The sequence below is a fragment of the Bradyrhizobium sp. LB11.1 genome (assembly GCF_040549385.1).
Taxonomy (GTDB): Bacteria; Pseudomonadota; Alphaproteobacteria; order Rhizobiales; family Xanthobacteraceae; genus Bradyrhizobium.
This window is the reverse complement of sequence record NZ_JBEPTH010000006.1, coordinates 221,185-240,817: the sequence shown is the minus strand read 5'-3', so window position 1 is coordinate 240,817 and position 19,633 is coordinate 221,185. Positions and strand designations below refer to the sequence as shown.

14 protein-coding genes and 3 pseudogenes are annotated in these 19,633 nt (G+C 60.6%); 7 read left to right on the top strand and 10 right to left on the bottom strand.

Annotation, left to right across the window (positions count from 1 at the left end):
- Positions 1-575 precede the first annotated feature (575 nt).
- Together ABIA96_RS18155 and groL are read right to left on the bottom strand one after the other, a co-directional pair.
- Positions 576-707, bottom strand: a pseudogene (locus tag ABIA96_RS18155) (hypothetical protein); the annotation flags it as partial.
- A 79-nt stretch (positions 708-786) separates the two neighbouring features.
- Complete coding sequence (gene groL / locus ABIA96_RS18150) at positions 787-2,436, bottom strand: chaperonin GroEL (protein ID WP_354138404.1); 1,650 nt, start codon at positions 2,434-2,436, stop codon at positions 787-789.
- 329 nt (positions 2,437-2,765) lie between these two features.
- On the opposite strand from groL, the pseudogene ABIA96_RS18145 reads away from it, so the two are divergent.
- Positions 2,766-2,984: pseudogene (locus ABIA96_RS18145) on the top strand (VOC family protein); the annotation flags it as partial.
- On the opposite strand, the gene ABIA96_RS18140 reads toward ABIA96_RS18145, so the two are convergent.
- Positions 2,944-3,453, bottom strand: a complete 510-nt coding sequence (locus ABIA96_RS18140; protein ID WP_354138626.1) for a hypothetical protein — start codon at positions 3,451-3,453, stop codon at positions 2,944-2,946. The pseudogene ABIA96_RS18145 and the gene ABIA96_RS18140 overlap by 41 nt on opposite strands.
- A 35-nt stretch (positions 3,454-3,488) precedes the next feature.
- Positions 3,489-3,692, bottom strand: a complete 204-nt coding sequence (locus ABIA96_RS18135) for a hypothetical protein (RefSeq protein WP_354138403.1) — start codon at positions 3,690-3,692, stop codon at positions 3,489-3,491.
- 423 nt (positions 3,693-4,115) lie between these two features.
- Here ABIA96_RS18135 and ABIA96_RS18130 point away from each other — a divergent pair, with 423 nt between their 5' ends.
- The 6 genes from ABIA96_RS18130 (at position 4,116) to ABIA96_RS18105 (ending at position 13,729) form a co-directional block, all read left to right on the top strand.
- Positions 4,116-4,496 carry a hypothetical protein gene (locus ABIA96_RS18130; RefSeq protein WP_354138402.1) on the top strand — a complete coding sequence of 127 codons (381 nt, stop codon included), beginning with the start codon at positions 4,116-4,118 and terminating at the stop codon, positions 4,494-4,496.
- Positions 4,497-4,617: 121 nt separating this feature from the next.
- On the top strand, positions 4,618-6,444 hold the full coding sequence (locus ABIA96_RS18125; protein ID WP_354138401.1) for a DUF3363 domain-containing protein: 1,827 nt from the start codon (positions 4,618-4,620) through the stop codon (positions 6,442-6,444).
- A 577-nt stretch (positions 6,445-7,021) separates the two neighbouring features.
- Entirely contained in the window at positions 7,022-9,463 is a 2,442-nt protein-coding gene (locus ABIA96_RS18120; RefSeq protein WP_354138400.1) for a TOTE conflict system archaeo-eukaryotic primase domain-containing protein, read from the top strand.
- 515 nt (positions 9,464-9,978) lie between these two features.
- Complete coding sequence (locus tag ABIA96_RS18115; RefSeq protein ID WP_354138399.1) at positions 9,979-11,661, top strand: recombinase family protein; 1,683 nt, start codon at positions 9,979-9,981, stop codon at positions 11,659-11,661.
- A gap of 1,277 nt (positions 11,662-12,938) precedes the next feature.
- Positions 12,939-13,097, top strand: a complete 159-nt coding sequence (locus tag ABIA96_RS18110) for a hypothetical protein (RefSeq protein WP_354138398.1) — start codon at positions 12,939-12,941, stop codon at positions 13,095-13,097.
- A gap of 488 nt (positions 13,098-13,585) precedes the next feature.
- Entirely contained in the window at positions 13,586-13,729 is a 144-nt protein-coding gene (locus ABIA96_RS18105) for a hypothetical protein (RefSeq protein WP_354138397.1), read from the top strand.
- 668 nt (positions 13,730-14,397) lie between these two features.
- Here the strand turns inward: ABIA96_RS18105 and ABIA96_RS18100 are convergent.
- From ABIA96_RS18100 to ABIA96_RS18075, 6 genes and pseudogenes are all read right to left on the bottom strand, one after another.
- The gene (locus ABIA96_RS18100; protein WP_354138396.1) at positions 14,398-14,547 is read right to left on the bottom strand and encodes a hypothetical protein; all 150 of its coding nucleotides are present in this window, start codon (positions 14,545-14,547) and stop codon (positions 14,398-14,400) included.
- A pseudogene (locus tag ABIA96_RS18095) lies at positions 14,548-14,757 on the bottom strand (four-helix bundle copper-binding protein); the annotation flags it as partial. It lies immediately after the preceding gene.
- 54 nt (positions 14,758-14,811) lie between these two features.
- Positions 14,812-15,078 (bottom strand): hypothetical protein, encoded by a 267-nt coding sequence (locus ABIA96_RS18090; protein ID WP_354138395.1) that lies wholly within the window; start codon positions 15,076-15,078, stop codon positions 14,812-14,814.
- Complete coding sequence (locus ABIA96_RS18085) at positions 15,075-15,293, bottom strand: hypothetical protein (RefSeq protein ID WP_354138394.1); 219 nt, start codon at positions 15,291-15,293, stop codon at positions 15,075-15,077. Before ABIA96_RS18085 ends, ABIA96_RS18090 begins: the two co-directional genes overlap by 4 nt.
- Before the next feature lie 266 nt (positions 15,294-15,559).
- The gene (locus ABIA96_RS18080) at positions 15,560-16,306 is read right to left on the bottom strand and encodes a Crp/Fnr family transcriptional regulator (RefSeq protein ID WP_354138393.1); all 747 of its coding nucleotides are present in this window, start codon (positions 16,304-16,306) and stop codon (positions 15,560-15,562) included.
- On the bottom strand, positions 16,306-19,464 hold the full coding sequence (locus ABIA96_RS18075) for a CheR family methyltransferase (protein WP_354138392.1): 3,159 nt from the start codon (positions 19,462-19,464) through the stop codon (positions 16,306-16,308). Before ABIA96_RS18075 ends, ABIA96_RS18080 begins: the two co-directional genes overlap by 1 nt.
- Positions 19,465-19,633 lie beyond the last annotated feature (169 nt).

The following is a 19,633-nucleotide window of genomic DNA, read 5'->3' as shown; positions in this document are numbered from 1 at the left end:
CCGGATGTCTTAATTCGCCCGTGAGAAGCTGTGTGACCTCGGGCAATTTAAAGAGGCCTGTTACATCGCAATCGACGCAGCGGAATTTGCGTCCTCCCGTTTTCACGAGGACAAATCGCATAGGCATGCTGCACTTCGGGCAGATCGGGGGCGGGGAATTCTTGGGCATGGGGATCTCCCTTTCACCGGGCGGGAGCTCAACACTCTCAGTCACCGACAACAGCCGGAAGCGCGAAACGGTGATAAATCACCCTGCGCCTTTTAACGGTCCAATAGCGAGTCAATTCCGAGCAATCGACACGGTATTCAGGCACTCCGCCATTTCCAGTTTAGATCGGCGCAATCACGGTTTCGATCCGGAGGATGAAGGATCAGAATTGCGGCTGACGGCTTCTCACTCGAACGATCAACATTCATTGGCATCGACAGTAGTGCAGCGACATCCGATTCATCTTTACCGATATCCGATGTCTGCTTTTGGCAGATTGTGTTGAAGAGTCTTTTTGCAGTGACGACCAAAATTTTTCAGGGCTGCTGATGCGTTGCGCACGCGGCGATATGAGGGACCACATCGTTCATACAAAATCAACCACGGAGCTTCGTATGAGCGCTATGGAGTATTGCCGTGGTGGAGCCGGGTCGGCGAAGTGCTGCACGTCTCCGCTTGATCCCTTGAGAGCGGTCACCACCATGCAGCTATCGTCGTCGAGATGGACGTATAGCTAATGCAGAAAGGCCCAGCATGCTGCCGGGCCTTTCTTACTGTTGTGCTCTGAACGGTTGGAATTAGAAGTCCATACCTCCCATGCCACCCATGCCGCCGCCCGGAGGCATGCCGCCACCGCCGGCGTTCTTCTTCGGCACTTCGGCCACCATGGCTTCCGTGGTGATCAGGAGAGCGGCGACGGACGCTGCGTTCTGGATTGCCACACGAACGACCTTGGTCGGGTCGATGATGCCCTTGGAGATCAGGTTGACGTATTCGCCGGTCTGCGAGTCGAAGCCGTAGGAATATTGATCCTTCTCGAGGATCTTGCCGACGATCACCGAACCGTCTTCGCCAGCATTGATGGCGATTTGGCGGGCTGGATACGACAACGCCTTGCGGACGATTTCGACGCCGGTCTTCTGGTCGTCGTTCTTGGTGCGAAGTCCCTTGAGATGCTGGGAGGCGCGCAGCAGGGCGACGCCGCCGCCCGGCACGATGCCTTCCTCAACCGCCGCACGGGTCGCATGCATCGCGTCATCCACGCGATCCTTGCGTTCCTTCACCTCAACTTCGGTCGCGCCGCCGACGCGGATCACCGCGACGCCGCCCGCGAGCTTGGCCAGGCGCTCCTGCAGCTTCTCACGGTCGTAGTCCGAGGTGGTTTCCTCGATCTGCGCCTTGATCTGCTGAACGCGCGCCTCGATGTCGGCCCTCTTGCCGGCGCCGCTGACGATGGTGGTGTTTTCCTTGTCGATCATCACCTTCTTGGCGCGACCGAGCATGGAGAGCGTGACGTTCTCGAGCTTGATGCCGAGATCTTCCGAGATCGCCTGACCACCGGTCAGAACCGCGATGTCCTGCAGCATGGCCTTGCGGCGATCGCCGAAGCCCGGAGCTTTGACGGCCGCGACCTTCAGACCACCACGCAGACGGTTGACAACGAGGGTGGCAAGCGCTTCGCCTTCAACGTCTTCCGCTATAATCACAAGCGGCTTGCCGCTCTGCACCACGGCTTCGAGCAAGGGAAGCAATTCATTCAACTGAGATAGCTTCTTTTCGTTGATGAGGACGTAGGCATCTTCCATTTCGACGCGCATCTTGTCGGCGTTGGTGACGAAGTAGGGCGAGATATAGCCGCGGTCGAACTGCATGCCCTCGACGACCTCGAGTTCGGTCTCGAGCGACTTGGCTTCTTCAACCGTGATGACGCCCTCGTTGCCGACCTTCTTCATGGCGTCGGAGAGGAACTTGCCGATCTCGGCGTCGCCGTTGGAGGAGATGGTGCCGACCTGGGCGATTTCCTCGTTCGAGGTGACCTTCTTGGAGTTCTTGACGAGGTCGGCGACCACGGCTTCCACCGCCAGGTCGATACCGCGCTTCAGATCCATCGGGTTCATGCCGGCGGCAACCGACTTGGCACCTTCCTTGACGATCGCAGCCGCGAGAACGGTCGCGGTGGTGGTGCCGTCGCCGGCAGCGTCTGCCGATTTGGACGCGACTTCGCGCACCATCTGCGCGCCCATGTTCTCGAACTTGTCGTCGAGCTCGATTTCCTTGGCGACGGTGACGCCGTCCTTGGTGATGCGGGGGGCGCCGAACGACTTGTCGAGCACGACGTTACGGCCCTTCGGGCCGAGCGTCACCTTGACCGCGTTGTTGAGGATTTCGACGCCGCGGAGCATGCGATCGCGGGCATCGACGCCGAATTTGACTTCCTTAGCTGACATTTATTGGTCTCCATTTGAAACTGGGACCTCATCCTGAGGAGCCCGCCCGTGCGGGCGTCTCGAAGGATGAGAGGGATTGAGCTTGCGGCCTCATCCTTCGAGACGCCGGCTGCGCCGGCTCCTCAGGATGAGGCAGCGGGTGCGGTTACCGACCCAGAGGCGCCGCCGCTCAGGCCCCAGCGCCACGTCCCTAATTCCATCGCAACCATGCGCCACAGGCTCAGCGTCGCCCTCGCAAGACGATTGCTCCGATGTCCCTGCTGCGCACGAAAAAATGTCGTAGAATATTTTGTGACGCAGTAAGACTAGGCCCTTGGACTTCATGGGGTCTCATCACCCAGCCTACCGAGCGGCGCTGGTCCTGGTGGGGCAGGTAATCTCCGACGTTGCCGATGTTGACACTTTACGACCGTGCACTCGCAGCGGGATACCAGCCAGCCACCGTGCCCCAGGATGCCGAATGGGGTGAGCGCTTCTTCCACCTAATTGACCCCGATGGCCACGAACTCAGTTTCGCTCGGCCTTTGCTCCCGGTTTCCGTCCAATAGCAGCTCGAAGCGGCCTGCCATTCCAAGAGGCGCTCGGAGAGCGTATCGTGCTCAGATTATCCGCACCTTCATGCCCGCGGGAACGATCACATGGCGCGATCTCTCCGCTCTCAACGCGCGCCCGCACGACATCGGGATCGTTGCCGGCGGTAGCAAAGACACGCCGCCCGTTGGGTAGATCAACGGTCACCATTCCCTCAGGAGGTTGCACAAGATCACGCAGAACGCCGGCCGCCGCCATGTCATCGGTGAGAGCGACGGGCGCAAGCTTCGCGCGTTTCTTTTGCGCCACGCCGAACTGTACGCGCCAGTGGAACAGGCAGCCCCGTGAGGATCCTGCGAGCAACGCCGGAAGCCGTCGCTCCCAGTGCCCGCTTTCCATTGCGATCGCGAGCTTCTGTTCGTCGCTGAAGAAGCGCCGGGCAGGCGTGCTTGGCGCATGCGGCGTGTCATTTGAAGGCGCTGTCAAGCTGCTTTCAGCGGCCGATTGGCTGGCACTGGTGTCTACGACCGGGCGGGCGGAGGGATGAAGATGCGCGCACCAGTCCCGATTTCAACCTCGCGCTCGTCGCGCCATTTGCGCAACGCATAGGGCGACCGACGCAGAGCTGCAGCGTATTCGCGAACGCCCATTCCGCTCCAGTTCATCGCCTCGACATGCATCGCCCAGAACACTTGCGTGCCGCGATTGCGCACGTCTGTCCTCACGCTGAAGCGCCGCCGTTGGCGTCTCTTCAGTCCTTTCTCCCGCGCCTCACGGCGCTTCTCGCGGCGCAATTCCGTCTGATGTTCCAGCGCGTGAATGTATTCTCGTCAAATCGATGCTGACGGCAGTATTCTGCTTGCAAAACGCTACTGCGCTGTCAGGCCTCGATGTGATCGACCACCGCTCGCGTCTGGCCTTGTTCTGGAAATGTTTCGGACCCACCGGAGATTCTCCACTGCAGCAGAGAACCCGAAATGGAACGAGAACACACTTTCGAAAAGTCATGCAAGAACCGGACGCTTACGACGGCGAGGATGACGGTATGACGGCTTCGAGAAACCGGTGCATGGGGCTAACACGACCGTCGCCGAATCCGGAGCCCGGTGCAACGACTTAGGCGGTCGTTGGCACAAAGGAGAGCTCCGATGAAACTTTACGTTGGATTGGACAGGAAGCTGCTCAAGCGCAAGCTGATCGACATCGAGAATCACATTCGCGGCACGCTGCGGGCGTATGGCTTGCTGATGGGAGCCGTTGGTCGCGGGAGCTACGAGGCACGCGTCCGGGAGCTCCTCGAGCACAGCGATCCAGTATTTTCTGTCATGATTGAGGCCCTGCTGGATGTGCGACGGGCGATCTTCGAAGGCTACGAAAGATTGCATCGCGTGCTTCTTCGGGTGGTTCAGCATGACGCGGTTTGCCGCCGTTTGATGACGGTGCCTGGCGTCGGTCCCGTTGCCGCCCTTTCGTTCAAAGTCGGGGTCGATGATACGCCGCGCGGGCGGCAACCCCGATCGGCCGGGTAGGGCCGGTAAGGGAGGCGGCCGGTTCAATGCGCGTGGGCGGGGTGCTGCAACGGCGCTGACGCTCAAGGATCGGAGCGCATGGAGCCGGGACGCGAGCGGCGCGCGCACACGGTCGCGGCGGGTGGCGGTGAAGGCCCGGGTGGTGAAGCTCAACCCGCAGCGCGGAGCCGCTCGCGGGCGGCAGTTCGTCAGCGCCAAGGCGGTGGACGCGCATCTGCGGTATCTCGAACGAGACGGCGTGACGAAGGATGGTGAGAAGGGCCAGGTCTATTCGGCCGAGCGCGACGTCGAGGATGGAGGCGCTTTCCTCGATCGGGGTCGCGAGGACCGGCACCAATTCCGTTTCATCGTATCCGCCGAGGACGGCGCGGAGCTGTCCGACCCGCGCGAGACCACCCGCGATCTGATGCAGCAGATGGAAGTCGACCTTGGGACGAAACTCGACTGGATCGCGGTCGACCACCACAACACCGGCCATCCCCACACCCACATCATCGTGCGCGGCGTCACCGAGGACGGCAAGACCCTCAACGTCGCTGGCGACTATATCGCCTACGGGATTCGCGAACGGGCAAGCGAGATCGTTACCCGGGAGTTGGGCCGGCAGACCGAGCTTGAAGTGGCGAAGCAGCTCGAGCGGGAAGTAGACGCCGACCGCTTCACCCGGCTCGACCGGATGCTGATCGCCGAGCAACAGGGGAAGGAATTTGCGGACCTGCGCCCCGACCAGGACATGCGCGACACGTTCCGCCAGAACCGGGTCCTGCTGATCGAGCGGGCGCGCAAGCTTGAGCGCATGGGGTTGGCGACCGAGGTCGAGACTGGGCAATGGATCGTGTCGCGCAAAGCCGAGCCGGCGCTGCGCGAGCTTGGCGCGCGCGGCGACATCATCAAGACCATGGACCGGGTGCTGGAGCGGGAGGACCTGGCGGGGGATCGGCACCCCGCGCGCTACGTCCTACACCGCGAGAACGCGACCGAACGCATCGTCGGCCGGGTGCTGGACAAGGGGCTCGGCGGCGACGAGATGGCCGAGCGGGTCCGGCTGGTGATCGACGGGGTGGACGGGCGTGTGCATCATATCGAGATGGATGCCGCCCGCGCCGAGGAGGACGGCCGAGGCATGATTGTCGCGGCGGGCTCGGCCCCTCCCGGGCCCCGCGCCGCAGACCGCAACATCATGGATATTGCAGATCAAGGAGGCGTCTACCGACCGTCCGAGCATCTGGAGCGGGCGAGAACTGCCATCGACCGCATCGGCGGCGACCCCGAGGCCTTCGTTCGCTCCCACGTCCGCCGCCTGGAGGCGCTGCGCCGGGTCGGGCATACCGAGCGGATCGATGCGGATCACTGGCGCGTCCCTGCCGATCTTCCAGAGCGCGGCCAAGCCTACGATCTGGCGCGGGACCGCGCGAACATCCGAATAAGCGTCCTGTCTTCCACCGGCCTCGACCAGCAGATCGACCAAGACGGAGCGACCTGGCTCGATCGCGAGCTGGTGTCCCGCCAGCGCGTCGCACTCGCCAGCGAGGGGTTCGGCCAGGAGGTGAGGGCGGCGCTGGAGAAGCGCAAACAGGCGCTCGCAAACATGGGTCACGTCACCGATCTCGGTAACGGCCATGTCCGTGCACCCAAGGATCTGATCCAGCGGCTTGAGGCCGCCGACATCGAACGGACCGGCAAGGCGCTCGCCGCCGAACGCGGACTGCCATGGCGACCCGCTGCTCCCGGCAACTCCATAAATGGCCAACTCGTCGGCTCTACTCAGTTATCCAGCGGCCGGTTCGCCATGCTCGAAACCCTAAGCGGCGACGGTGGCCTCGGCTTCAGTCTCGTGCCGTGGCAGCCGGTGCTCGACAAGCGCATAGGGCAGCACATTTCCGGCCTCATGCGCAACGGCGGCGACATTGAATGGAGCTTCGGCAGAAAGCGCGGGTTGGGGTTGTGAGCGGAAGAGCAACCTCCTGACGGCTTGAGCCCAAGCAGGCCGGACCAGCGCCACCCCGTCAAGGCTGGCGCGTTCCGCGCCCCCGCTTCGCGGCTTGCGGCCTTGACCGGCTGTCGCCGGCCCGGCAGGGGCTTGCCAAGCAGGTAAGGCTTGATGGGAAGCCGTGTCGTTCGATATGACCGCAGGTTAGACACCGATTGAGTGAACCTAGCTCGGTCGCGTCACCAAGGCGCACACTCTTCGCCGCGCGGGAAGTGCCCCCACCAAACCAGCGAGGCTAGATCGCTGCGGACGCATCAATCATCCATGGTATCGAGTTTGCGCGCATGCCGCCGCCGGTCTTCGGTCGAGGGCGCCGCGATGCGAACTTGTGCGCCGTCGTTCGCTGGGTCCCGCCTTTGCTTTCGTTGATGCGTGGGCGTAAGTCTTTGCGCGATCGGTGACGCCCTGTCCTTGTGCGGCGGCGATGGCAGCACGTGCGGCACGGCGCACGTTCCATCCTTGCCACCTTAAGCTTAACGATTCTTTGCGCTATGCTGATCGGTAACGTGTTCGCTGCCGGCATGGACTTCGTACTTTGGTAGACGAGAAAGAAGCTGAACAAGAAATCGCTCGTATTCGGCAACGCCTGACAGCCCTGGATGCTGAGCGGGTTGATCTTGAAATCGCGCTCGCTACACTTGAGCAAAAGCTGACGGCTGTCAGGCTTTCCGATAAGCCATCGCTCTTTGTGGACGCGCCAATCACCAATAGTTCGCCGTCGGCGGACAAGGTTGCGCTGTTTCGCAGCCTGTTCGCCGGGCGCCCGGATGTTTTCCCTGTTCGATGGGAAAACCGGAAAGTGGGTCGCTCAGGATATGCTCCTGCTTGCGCCAACGAATGGGCCAAGGGAATATGCGGCAAGCCGAAGATTAAATGCGGCGTGTGCCCTCATCAGGCGTTTATTCCGACTTCGGATGACATTATCGAAAAACACCTTCGCGGCGGCGGCAATCTGCGTGAAGGCGACTTTGTCGCGGGGGTATATCCCTTGCTGCAAGATGAAACATGCTGGTTCCTGGCGGCCGATTTCGACAAGGAAAGCTGGGCGGACGATACCAGGGCGCTGCTGGATACATGTCGAGCAAAGGGAATTCCTGCCGCTCTGGAACGATCGAGGTCAGGAAACGGGGGTCACGTCTGGGTATTCTTCTCTGAGCCTATTCCCGCTAGAACCGCTCGTCAGCTGGGCGCTGCACTGATCACCGAGACGATGGAGAACCGGCCTGAGATCGGCTTCACCTCCTATGATCGTTTCTTTCCTAACCAGGATACAATGCCGATCGGCGGCTTTGGAAATCTGATCGCTCTACCATTGCAAAGAAGGGCGCGGGAAAACGGCAACAGCGTCTTCGTCGACGGAGATTTGCGGCCCTACGACGACCAGTGGGCCTTTCTGTCATCCTTGCCGAGGCTCTCTGCTGATACGGCCTTCAGGATCGCCGACGAGGCGGAACTGTCGGGTCGGATTCTCGGTGTCCGGATGCCGGTGGAAGACGAGCACGCTGACGAGCCCTGGCGAATGACGCCGTCCCGTCGCAGCGAACCTCGCCGGATGGAGGCTGTGATACCGGAGAGCATCAAGGTCGTGGTCGCGGATCAGGTGTACATAGATAGGGCAGAGCTCCCGCCGGCCCTGATTGCACAGTTCATTCGCCTAGCAGCTTTCCAGAATCCCGAGTTTTATCGTGCGCAGGCCATGCGTTTGCCGACCTTCGGCAAGCCGCGGGTCATATCATGCGCCGAACTTCATACGCGACACGTGGCACTGCCTCGGGGTTGCCTTGAGGAAGCAATCGAGCTCATCAAAAGCCACCGCGCCGATGTTGTTTTGGAAGACCGTCGGGAAATCGGCAAGCCGCTGCCCACGGAACTGTCCTTCCAGGGAGAATTGCGGCGACCACAGTTGAAAGCCTTCGATGCACTTGTTCCTCATGATCACGGCGTTCTTGCTGCCACGACCGCTTTCGGGAAAACCGTTGTAGCGGCAGCGCTTCTCGCCCGACGCGCCCGAAATACGCTTGTCCTCGTCCACCGGCGCGAATTGCTCAATCAGTGGATCGAACGGTTGCGATCCTTCCTGAACATTGATCCGAAACAGATTGGAATTATCGGCGGCGGGCGGCGAAAGCCGACCGGGATCATCGATGTTGCGCTGATCCAGAGCCTTGTCCGAAACGGTGAAGTCTCGGATCTCGTAGCGGATTACGGTCATCTTATTGTTGATGAATGTCACCATCTGTCTGCCGCGAGCTTCGAATTGGTGGCGCGTCGATCAAAAGCACGGTTTGTCCTGGGTCTTTCTGCGACCGTCGCGCGCAAGGATGGGCACCAACCGATCATCTTCATGCAATGCGGCCCTGTCCGCCACCGAGTTGATGCTCGTCAGCAGGCTTCCGAACGTGGCATTCATCACTGGGTGCGTGATCGCCCGACGAAATTCGAATTGCCGCCATTACTGGCGTCGGCAGAACGGCCGTCAATGCCAGCAATTTACGCGGCCTTGGCTCGGGATGAACTGAGGAACGACCTCATCTTCGATGATGTCCTGAAATCGCTGGAGGTGAAGCGTTCGCCGGTTGTTCTAACCGAGCGGAAGGATCACCTCGAATATCTTCGGAATCGGTTCGCGCCGTTTGTAAAGAATCTCGTCGTTCTGCGTGGCGGCATGTCGGCTGCCGAGCGCAAAATCGCCGAAGCGGCTTTGCGCGTATCTGACGATCAGGAGCGCCTGATACTCGCGACAGGCCGGTATATTGGAGAAGGGTTCGATGACGGCCGGCTCGATACGCTGTTCCTGACCATGCCTATCTCCTGGAAAGGAACGTTGGCCCAGTACGTTGGCCGGCTCCACCGTCAACATGACGGGAAAACAGACGTTCTCGTTGTCGACTACGTCGATAGCGCTGTGCCGGTTCTGGCTCGCATGGCTGCAAAACGACGGACCGGATACAGAGCGCTCGGCTACGCGATCGAATAGACTGACCGAGAAGAATAAGGTCCAAGCCCCGGAATTCTTGTTCAAGAGCCTTCAACCGCCGCCTGCAAGCACTTCTACGCCATAGTATGATGGCTTCATTTTTGTCTTCCGTGCTCTCGTTTCCTCGTTCTTTTTGTCCGATGGACCTGACGAGGGAGCAGCGGAATGGCGGCGGAAGAGGAAAGGAAAGGGCCTCGTCCGGCCAATGACAATGGGTTGAGTACCGGTGAATCGCTCGACCCGCGAATTCTGCGGATTGCTGAAGCTATCGGCCGACAGCTCGCCCGCGAGCGGGCCGGGCAACCGGCCGCCGCCAATGACAACGAGCCAGGGCCACGATAGGGCCAGGTTCTTCAGCTACAGTTTCGTCTACCTGCTCGTTTGCTCAGGTGACGATCAGACTCCCGGAGCAAAGCGGGCGAGGGACGGAGTGTCGTCGGACCGCGGTGAAACATGCATCTTGACGGCGGCGGAAATTGCAGAATCGATGTGAAGGTCTGATCGGAGAGAACGCCATGCTCAGGGTTGCGCTTTACGCCCGTTATTCGACTGACAATCAGAGTGTGGCGTCGATCGAGGACCAGTTCCGCATCTGCCGTGAGCATGCGGGCAGGGAAGATTGGCAGGTCGTCGATACCTATCAGGACGCCGCCATCTCCGGCGCCAGCGTCATTCTCCGACCGGGTGTCCAATCGCTATTGCAGGACGCCCGCCGTAGCAAGTTCGACATTGTGCTCGCCGAAGCGCTGGACCGAGTCTCGCGCGATCAGGCCGACGTCGCGACGCTGTTCAAGCATCTGCGCTTTGTCGGCGTACAGATCGCCACTCTGGCCGAAGGCGAGATCTCCGAACTTCACGTTGGTCTCAAAGGCACGATGAACGCTCTGTTCCTGAAGGATCTCGCCGCCAAGACCCATCGTGGTTTGCGCGGGCGGGTCGAGAAGGGCAAAGCTGGCGGTGGACTCTGCTACGGCTACGACGTGGTGAAGCGCACCGACAGTGAGGGCGAGCCGGTTCGGGGCGAACGCAAGATTAATGAGGCCGAGGCCGTGGTTGTTCGCCGCATCTTTCGGGAATTCGCGGTGGGGAAATCGCCGCGCGCCATCGCGACCGACCTGAACCGGGATGGCATTCCTGGTCCGTTCGGCCACACCTGGGGCGACACGACGATCCGGGGGCACGCCTGCCGGGGCAATGGCGTCGTCAACAACGAGCTTTATGCCGGCGTGCTGGTCTGGAACCGGCAGCGCTTCATCAAGGACCCGAATACGGGCAAGCGGGTGTCGCGTCCGAACCCCGAGGCGAAATGGATCAGGACCGAGGTGCCGGAGCTGCGCATCGTCGATGACGAGTTGTGGCAGCGGGTGAAGCTGCGCCAGGCCGAGCTTGCAAAGCAGTTCGAGGCGACGACGAAGGGCGTCCGCGCCGCTCGCGCGGAACGGCTGAACCGCTTGCGCCGTCCTGCTTACCTTCTGTCGGGCTTGCTCACCTGCGGGTGCTGCGGCGGCAGATATGGCATCGTCGTCAACGACCGCTACGGCTGTCTTGGTCATTTCCGCAAAGGGATATGCGACAACGGCCGCACCATTCGCCGGGACGACATCGAGGGTCGAGTGCTGGCGGGCCTTACCGACAAGCTGGTATCTCCCGAGGCCGTGGCGGTCGCGGTGCGCGCCTACGCGGAGGAGACCAATCGCCAGAACCACGAGCGGCGCGCGCAAGTGGAAGCGAGCCGCCGCGCCCTTGAGAAGATTGAGAGGGGAACCAACGCGATTCTCGACGCCATCGAGGACGGTATGTATCAGCCGGCGATGAAGGCGAGGATGAACGAACTGGAGCAGCAGAAGGCTGAGATCGAGGCGCGTCTTGCCGAGGCGCCCGCCGATGTCCCGGACGTTCATCCCAATATCGCTCAGCACTATCGCGCCAAGGTGATCCGTCTTGCGGAAACGCTGGCCGCGCCAGAGTCCAACGCGGAGGCCCGCGAGGACATCCGCTCGCTGGTTGGCGGGGTAGTGATAACTCCCGGCGATAAGCGAGGCGAGAGCCACGCGATCCTGCGCGGCGAGTTGATGGCTGTTCTCGATCTCGCCGCCGGCCGCCGGAGGTCTCCTAGGCCAGAAGTTATAACAAACGAGCTTGCATGTCCCCGCAACCATCCCGATACTCTGGGAGCCATCGCTGCTCCTGATGCATGATGGGCAGGCTGGGAACAGTTACGAAACTAAAGAGTCAGCTTTTGAAGCAGCCGTCGCGGCCGCATCGCTAGCGTTGCGCCAAGGGCACGACGTTCGCGTATCAGTCTCAGGCGGATCCACGACGACAGGGGCGAAGGACAACACGGGCTAGTTTATAGCTGTTTCCAAAGCCTGCAAACAGGAACGATGCTATTTCTATCTACGTTGGCCTTCGCCGGGAGCCGTAGGCCAACAGGATTTACAATGTCAGCCCACGTCGGCCACCTTTGACCAGACGCCACTACTGTCCCCGGGGACGTCTCCAGGCCAGCTCTTTGCCGTGTTAAAGGCAACGATCTTATCGGCCGCCAATACTCGCCGGCCATCAGTTCCAGAATGACTGTCTCAAGGTCCGCGGTTTCGAGGTCGGCTTCGCACCAGGCGCTTTCCCATCCGTCCAAAATCGTCCGCGACCAGATAGACTGTTGGCTCGTCGGCCGCGACCGCGGAAGGGATCCACCGAGATTGACGCATAAGCAACTCCACGCCACAGAACCGGGATTCAATCTGACTCCATCCGATTCGTTCCAGCGCGGGAACTGCCCGAACATCTGCACTAAGGCGCGGGTTACGTCGAGACGACATTGGCCTGTCGGGTGGCAACTGTTTTTTAAATCGGAGCGGTGACAGTGCCGGGCATGTGCATCGAACATTCTCTGGAAGACGCGCTGAGAAAGGTCAGAGCCGCACATGAGGAGGAACCTCCGCCGCGGTTCGATCAGCGGTATAGACGTTTCCTCGACCTGCTACGTGGCCGCGATTGGGTCATCAGCGCGCAGCTCCCGAATGCTCCACGGATCAAAGTTCAGGCTCTCAGTTGCAAATGGATTGAGCGCCGCCACGGCGCCGGTGTTTTGCAATATCGCTGACTGATGCGGGTGCTTCGGAGCTGAAAAGAACTCGTCTTTAGGTCAGTCTAAAACAGCCGCCACCCAAGTTTTCGAGGGGTGGACTTAGTCGCCTGGATTGATCTGGCAGGGGCGGCCTTTGTCGGTGATCACCCCCCACGCGCACCACTAGGATGCGCCTGTGTATACCCGTGAAGGGTTGCTTTTCGGCACTGCCGCGCGCGGAGAGACGGCGACCTCGATGAGCTTCCGCGCAGCGGCTTCCGGATCGGCGTAGGGGGCTCGGCAGAATGCTTTATGTCTCTTCAGCGTCGGGCGCACTCATCAGTTCTGCCACAAGGAACGCTTGCCGACCTCGGCGCTTTCTCTCTCCGAAACGGGAGCGAGCAAATGAGCGAGGAAACACCCAAAGACGATCTGCGGCAACGGGCCGACCAGAAGACGCACAAGCAGACGGATCAGCCATGGAAGGGCAATCCGGAACAAGAGCAACGCAATGAAGCCGACGCAGTCGACCTCGAAAACTGGCAGAGGACCAATACGCACTAGAAAAAGCTAAAGCTGTTCTTCGATAGGAACAGACTGGGTGTCCGACCGATTATCAGCGGGCAGGAAGCCGTCCAACCCGCGGGAGGAAATGAACAAATTACTGGTAACGGCCGCGGTGCTCGCTCTATCGATTGTCAGTGCCGCAGCACAGCAGGCGGGTTCGCCGAGCGGGCGAGGGGCGGTTAATGGTGATCCCGCGGCGAGCTCAACGGCACCGAATAGAGACCCGCGCACGACCACAGGCGCATTTACGGCCTCACGCAGCGGAAGTGGTACCTCCACGTCTGGCGGCAAAGATGACAACGGAGATCAGGGGCGGACCGAATGCCGGACAGCAATATGTCCGTAAGGCGCCAAGGCCAGCAGCCCGAGACGCCGCACTAGCCAAGAGCCGGACGGCGTTAGCGAAGAGCTGCTCGACTTTCTCCCAAAGCGGCCGGGGACGGAAGAGCGCTCAGCTGCGATCGACCAAATTTGTGAGGGTAACAATGGAGATTGTCTACTTCATCGGAGCGCTAATACTCCTGATCGCGTTGATCTACGGCACCTTGAGTTGGCGCTACCGCGACAAGCGCCAGGATCGCAAGACAGACCAAATCGTGCGTGACCGGTACGAGCATGATCGAACGTGAAGCAGCTATGCCGACGAAGAGCAAATCAGAGACCATACATTGCAACTCTGGGAAAAAGCCGGGAGGCCGAGGGCAGGGATAAGTTCTGGCGTAGGGCTAAGGCCACGCTGAACAGCGACAACCCACACGCCCTTGAACTTCGCCGCGCTCTTCTTGACGCCATGCTCACTATAGGAACGGCTCGGGCGATTGCGAGGCTTTCCCAGTACTGGCACACAAGGGCTGATGTGCCTCTGACCCTGAGAGGGCTTCGCTCCGGGAGCCCTTCGCTTTCGAGGACAGCCATGAACACCGAACTCATCAATGGCCGCGAGCCGGAAAAATCCGAAGACGACATCCAGCGCGAACAGCTAGGACCCGTGGCGTGCGCGTACCCGGCAAAGAAAGTCCGGCGAAGATGACGCCTCGGCGGGAGAAGAAGACGACCAAGGACGTTGATTCCTGGCCACATGGCCTAAGCCGTTGTTGAGGGCAGAGGGACCTGAGCAATCTCCTTATTACGCGCATCGCGGGCCGAAATGAAATTGCCCTCTCGCGCCATCTCAGGCTTTCCGGTGCCAACCTTGTGGGCGATAAAATTACCGCGAATCCTGGCTTCCGTATCGTTTGCACAGTTGTGACCGAGCAGGTCGTGAGCGGGGAGGCGGCCCACTAAATGGAAGAAGTATTTAGGCATCGTCTTTCGGCTTCTGCGGTTTCACGGGTTGCTGCGGCATGTGCCCCGGTTCCGTTTTGGTTGCAGTCTGAGCCCGGTCTTTGTCCTTGGGCTGCTCCTGTCCGCGTTCGTCGCGCACGATGCCTTGGTCTTGTTTAGCCATTTAAGCCGCCATTTTCCGACAAGAATCAGCGCAAGCGTCACACATCGCTGCGCATTCCTCCATATCGCCAACGCGCATGCAGTCCCTGGCACATTCTGCGCAGATCTCCGCACATTCCTTGCAAGTATGCTTGTAGTGAGGGGTGTTGATCAGCATGAAGTGAGCCGACGTCCGGCACATCTCCGCACACGCCATCATTAAGCGAAAATGCCCCATCAGACTGCAGCGTCATGCTCGCTCCTCGGAAAGCTGACTGCAATCCGTCTAACACGGCGCGACCCGCGCGGCTCCTGGTGGCTCCAGCGACGCGCCGTTCAGATACTGACGAGGTCGCATAGCCCGATAGTCTGCAATACCAGAAGCGGCATCGAACAATCCGATCCGCCGGTCTAGGCGCCTCAGCTCGATGCGATGGAGCAGTACCAGCCCTGCGGCCTGTCGCTTGGCTTCATCATCGCCATCACAAACCAGATTTATGCAGCCAAAGATATGGCCGCCCGGGTCAATCTGAAAGGCACGGTAGTGTTTCATGATCCTCCTCGTTCCCGGTATCCTTGGATGCCCGGAGCGGTCAGCCACTGCGTCAGGCTTGAGGTCACCTCGCTCTGCTTCGCACGACGCAACAACATTTCGCGATCTTTGCCCGGCGGCATGCGGCGCGCGCGGTCTCGCGCGTTTTCGGCCCATTTAAGAAGCCGTTGCTGCAGCGATTGATCGTGTTTCGTTCGATTGCGTTTGGCGGTCATTGGCGTTCGGTAAAAGAGGCAACCGGCCCCGGCGGGAGGTGACGCCGAGGCCAATTAGCGTGACGGTCGGGGGCTGCCCAAACCGGTATTGTTGGAGTTTTGGCGGAAATGTGAGTTCCGGCATTTCCATAGGTTAATGCGTTGATTTTTTATGCGCCGAGCCAGATGCCGCATCGCAGCCTGACGCTGGGGATGCAGGCTTCGATATTTGACGGCAGCTCACGCCCAACGAAAACGCCGAACGGAAAATCGAGCGATGCCGTGCGTCAACCGGGACGGTATATCTGCAAGTAGCCCGGTGAATACATCGCCACGTTCTTGAGGGCCTCGATATCGTTGATCGTCAGCATCCGGTCCCGCAGCACGATCAGGCCAGCAGCCCGCAATTCCTGAAGGGTCCGGTTGAGATGGACGACCGATAAGCCGGTGGCATCAGCGAGGTCCATTTGGGTCACGGGAAGACCGCACGAATTGCCGTCGGTCAGACCGACCGGACGCAGCCGCTCGAACAACTCGCAAAAGAGATGGGCAACTCGCTCCAGTGCCGTGCGCCGACCGAGATTGGTCGCCCACTCGCGCTGAATTGCATTGTTCAGGAGCGTTTCGCACCAGAACGCCTCCGCCAGGGAGTGGTCGTCGGCCACCATCTTCTCCAAACGCGCACGCTTGATTTCCCCATAGGTGACCGGCGTGATGGCTGCGATCGAGTGATCCATCCGCGACAACAGGTAGGCGTACACATCGCAGGTCTCACCAGGAACGACGAAATTGACGATCTGGCGCCGGCCATCCTCGAGCGTCTTGTACCGGCATAACCATCCCGACAGCAGAATCCGAATGCTGTCGACCATATCCCCTTCCGAGATCAGATCTTCACCTGGTCCAGCATGGTGCAAGCCCTCGAGGACCGCGTACTCGAGGGTGGCGATCGCTTGTTCCGTCAGGGATCGCAAGGCGTTCAGGCGGCGAACGACCGTGTGCGCGAGACTCCCCTGAGAGACCGGCGTATGCATCAGTTGGCTACAGCGGGTGTATGAAACGCGCGTCTGCTGAGAGGCATCGTGATCGTACAGTCCAGCCCATGGCTGTTGTACGCCAGGCTCGTCTGCCCCTTGAACTCAAAAGCAAGTGTCCGTTCCAGGAGCTCGGTGCCAAAACCCTTGCGTTGCGGCGGACTGACCTTCGGCCCACCCCGCTCGCGCCATTCGAAAACAAGTTGCGGCGGATCCACCGACTCGTCGATGCGCCAGGATACTTCGATACGACCTGAGGATTGGCTCAAGGCGCCGTATTTGAGCGCGTTGGTTGCGAGTTCATGGATGGCCAGCGCAAAGGTCTCCGCCGGCTTCGGCTGGAATCGCACGGCGGGTCCGGAGACGCGTAATTGGTCGTCTTCGCTGGCGTTGCAAGCGAGCACTTCCTCGACCAGGAGATATTCGAGATCGACGCCCCCTTCGGGATCGCGCGTGACCACGGCTTGCGTCCGCGCGAACGCATTGAGGCGACCATCGAGATGCGCCGAATATTCCTCTACGGTGGTGCTGCTCTCGGCCGACCGGCGGGCGATCGAGCGGACGACGCCCAGGGTGTTGCGCACCCGATGCTGAAGTTCGGCAAGGAGCAGGCGCTGCTGCTCTTCGGCCCGCGTGATCGCGGTGACGTCGACGAACGTGATCACGACGCCGGCAATGAAATTATCGATGCTTCGATAGGGCAAAATCCGGACAATGTAGCGCGTTCCGCTGTCGGGCGCGGTCAGCTCGCGCTCCGAGCTCGCGAGCGTACGCAGCACGCGACGCACGTCTTCATAGAGGTCCTCGATGGGGATACGCGCCTTGATATGGGCAATCGGACGGCCCGCATCGGTCTCGACCATGTGCAGGACTTGCGTGATCGCCGGCGTGAAATTCATCACGCGCAGGTCATTGTCCAGGAACACGGTCGCGATCTGCGTGCTCTCGAGGAAATTCTTGAGGTCGCTGGTGGCGCGCGTCAATTCTTGCACGCGGTGGGCCAGCTCGCCGTTGACCGTCGTGAGCTCCTCGTTGACCGATTGCAACTCCTCGCGCGAGGTCTCTAGTTCCTCATTTGCGGATTGTAGCTCCTCGTTCAGGGACTGGTACTCCTCGTTCGACGATTTCAATTCCTCGTTGGTACTTTCGAGTTCCTCGATCGTGGACTGGAGGCGTTCGCGCGCCGCCCGCAATTCACCTTCAAGTCGCTCGACGTGCTCCGTTCGGATCAGCGCGTTCGGATTGTTGTCCAGATCTTCTTTGGCGCCGAGCGGACCATCCTTGAACAGCACGACGAAATTGCGGGTGCCGCTGGCACCATCCTCGATCGGCTCGATCGTGATATCGACGAGCACACGGTGACCGTTGACGCCAAGCTGCACCTGCTCGACATGGACGGCTTCTTTGCTCTCGACGGCACGGCTGAGCGCAGTGCGCAATTCCAACCTGAGGTCCCGGTGCACGAGTTGAAGCAGTTCGAGCGTCGCCGCGCCCGCCGTTGGCTCGATATAGCGCCCCGTGCGCCCGGCGAAATGCAGGATATGGAAATTATCGTCGATGATGACGTAGGCCGGTGCGTGGCGTTCAGCGATGCGCTGGGCCCGGCGTTCCAGGCCGATGTCGGGATTGAAAGATCGTATCGGCGGCACTCGCCCTGCCGAAGTCGTGATCGGAAACTCCGGCGGCAGCCGCGTGCCGGTCTCGAGCTTCTTGAAGATGCGCGCTCGGCGATCCAGCGGCGTAAACAGTTTTGGATGCCGCGTTACGTTCTCGGAATTGCCAAGAAACAGGAAACGGTCCGGCAGCAGCGCAAAGTGGAACAGCGGGATCACCCGGTTCTGGAGCTCGGCGTTGAGATAGATCAGGAGATTGCGGCACGAGACCAGGTCGAGCTTGGAGAAGGGCGCATCCTTGATGACGTTGTGCTGCGAGAAGATGCACATCTCGCGCAACTCCTTTACGACGCAATAGGTATCGCCCTCGCGAACGAACCAGCGCGCAAGGCGCTCCGGCGACATGTTGTCCTCGATATTCGTCCGGTAACGACCGACCCGCGCTGCGGCGAGCGCCCGTCCGTCGATATCGGTTGCGAAAATCTGCACCTGTGGCGCGGAGTCGAGCTTCGTCATGTGTTCGCGAAGTAGAATGCCGATCGAATAGGCCTCTTCACCGGTGGCGCACCCAAGCACCCAGACGCGGACCTGCTGGCCTGCGCGCTTGCCTTTGAAGATGTCCGGGACGATCTGCGTCTCCAGGACCTCGAATTCACGCTTGTCGCGGAAGAATTCGGTGACACCGATCAGCAGGTCATTAAAGAGGTGATGGACTTCGTCCTTGTCGTTCTTGAGGAAATCGACATAGGCGGCAATCTCGTCGATCTGCACCACCAGCATGCGCCGCTGCACGCGGCGAAGGAAAGTGTTCTGCTTGTAGCCGTGGAAATCATTGCCGGTCTTGGTGCGAAGGACGTCCGCGATGCGGGACAGCGAGGTCGAGGCAGCCGCGAGGACTTCATCAAATCCGAGCTTTTCCTCGAGCCGGCGCAAATGGCGGGCATAGATCTGGACGTGCTCGGGAATCTGTTCCGGCGGCAGCACATAGTCGGAAATTGCCGCGGCCTTGTTGCTGTCGTGTAGGTGTTCGGAACCCGGGTGCTCGACCTGTTCGGCGATCGCGAGGCCACCATGGTCTTTCAGCGTGGCGACGCCGAGCGTGCCGTCACCGCCTGTGCCGGCCAGCACCACACCGATGGAGTGCTCGGCTCGATCCTCGGCGAGCGATACGAGAAAACTGTCGATCGTTGCCCGTTCGCCGGGCTCCTGCGCCGCCTTGCGCACTGCGAACTTGTCGCCCTGAACGGTGGTGATCATCGCAGTCGGACACACGTAGATCGTGCCGCCCTCGACGATGGCTCCATCATGGATATCGGAGACATCGCCGCCGCGGGCCTTCGCGAGAATCTCGCGCAATCGGGTCTCGTCGAGCGCCTCATGAAGTTGTAGTGCGAGCACGATTGCCTGATCGGGCTCGAGCGAAAGCTTGGAGAAAAAGCGGTCGATACTGTTCATCGCGCCGGCGGAAGCGCCCACGCCAATGATCAGCCGCGCCCCGGACTGGCGTTCCCGGTTGGCCGGGGCGGCGGCGGCTTTGTCGTCCATGCTGCTGTATGCTCCCGTTTCTTAGCTTCTTGTTTGAGCACGATCTTTTCGGAAAGCCTCTATCCGGTTTCCCGGAGCATGCTCTGAACCGGATATCTTCTCCGGCCTTCTGCAAATAGCAGAATTGATGTAATCCCAACAACTAAAAGGACAAAACCTGCCTGACCGT

Coding starts and splice junctions, on each gene's coding strand:
- ABIA96_RS18130 (WP_354138402.1), top strand. CDS start 4,116: ATGAAACTTTACGTTGGATTGGACAGGAAGCTGCTCAAGCGCAAGCTG.
- groL (WP_354138404.1), bottom strand. CDS start 2,436: ATGTCAGCTAAGGAAGTCAAATTCGGCGTCGATGCCCGCGATCGCATG.
- ABIA96_RS18090 (WP_354138395.1), bottom strand. CDS start 15,078: ATGAAACACTACCGTGCCTTTCAGATTGACCCGGGCGGCCATATCTTT.
- ABIA96_RS18080 (WP_354138393.1), bottom strand. CDS start 16,306: ATGCATACGCCGGTCTCTCAGGGGAGTCTCGCGCACACGGTCGTTCGC.
- ABIA96_RS18075 (WP_354138392.1), bottom strand. CDS start 19,464: ATGGACGACAAAGCCGCCGCCGCCCCGGCCAACCGGGAACGCCAGTCC.
- ABIA96_RS18100 (WP_354138396.1), bottom strand. CDS start 14,547: ATGGCTAAACAAGACCAAGGCATCGTGCGCGACGAACGCGGACAGGAG.
- ABIA96_RS18085 (WP_354138394.1), bottom strand. CDS start 15,293: ATGACCGCCAAACGCAATCGAACGAAACACGATCAATCGCTGCAGCAA.
- ABIA96_RS18105 (WP_354138397.1), top strand. CDS start 13,586: ATGGAGATTGTCTACTTCATCGGAGCGCTAATACTCCTGATCGCGTTG.
- ABIA96_RS18115 (WP_354138399.1), top strand. CDS start 9,979: ATGCTCAGGGTTGCGCTTTACGCCCGTTATTCGACTGACAATCAGAGT.
- ABIA96_RS18110 (WP_354138398.1), top strand. CDS start 12,939: ATGAGCGAGGAAACACCCAAAGACGATCTGCGGCAACGGGCCGACCAG.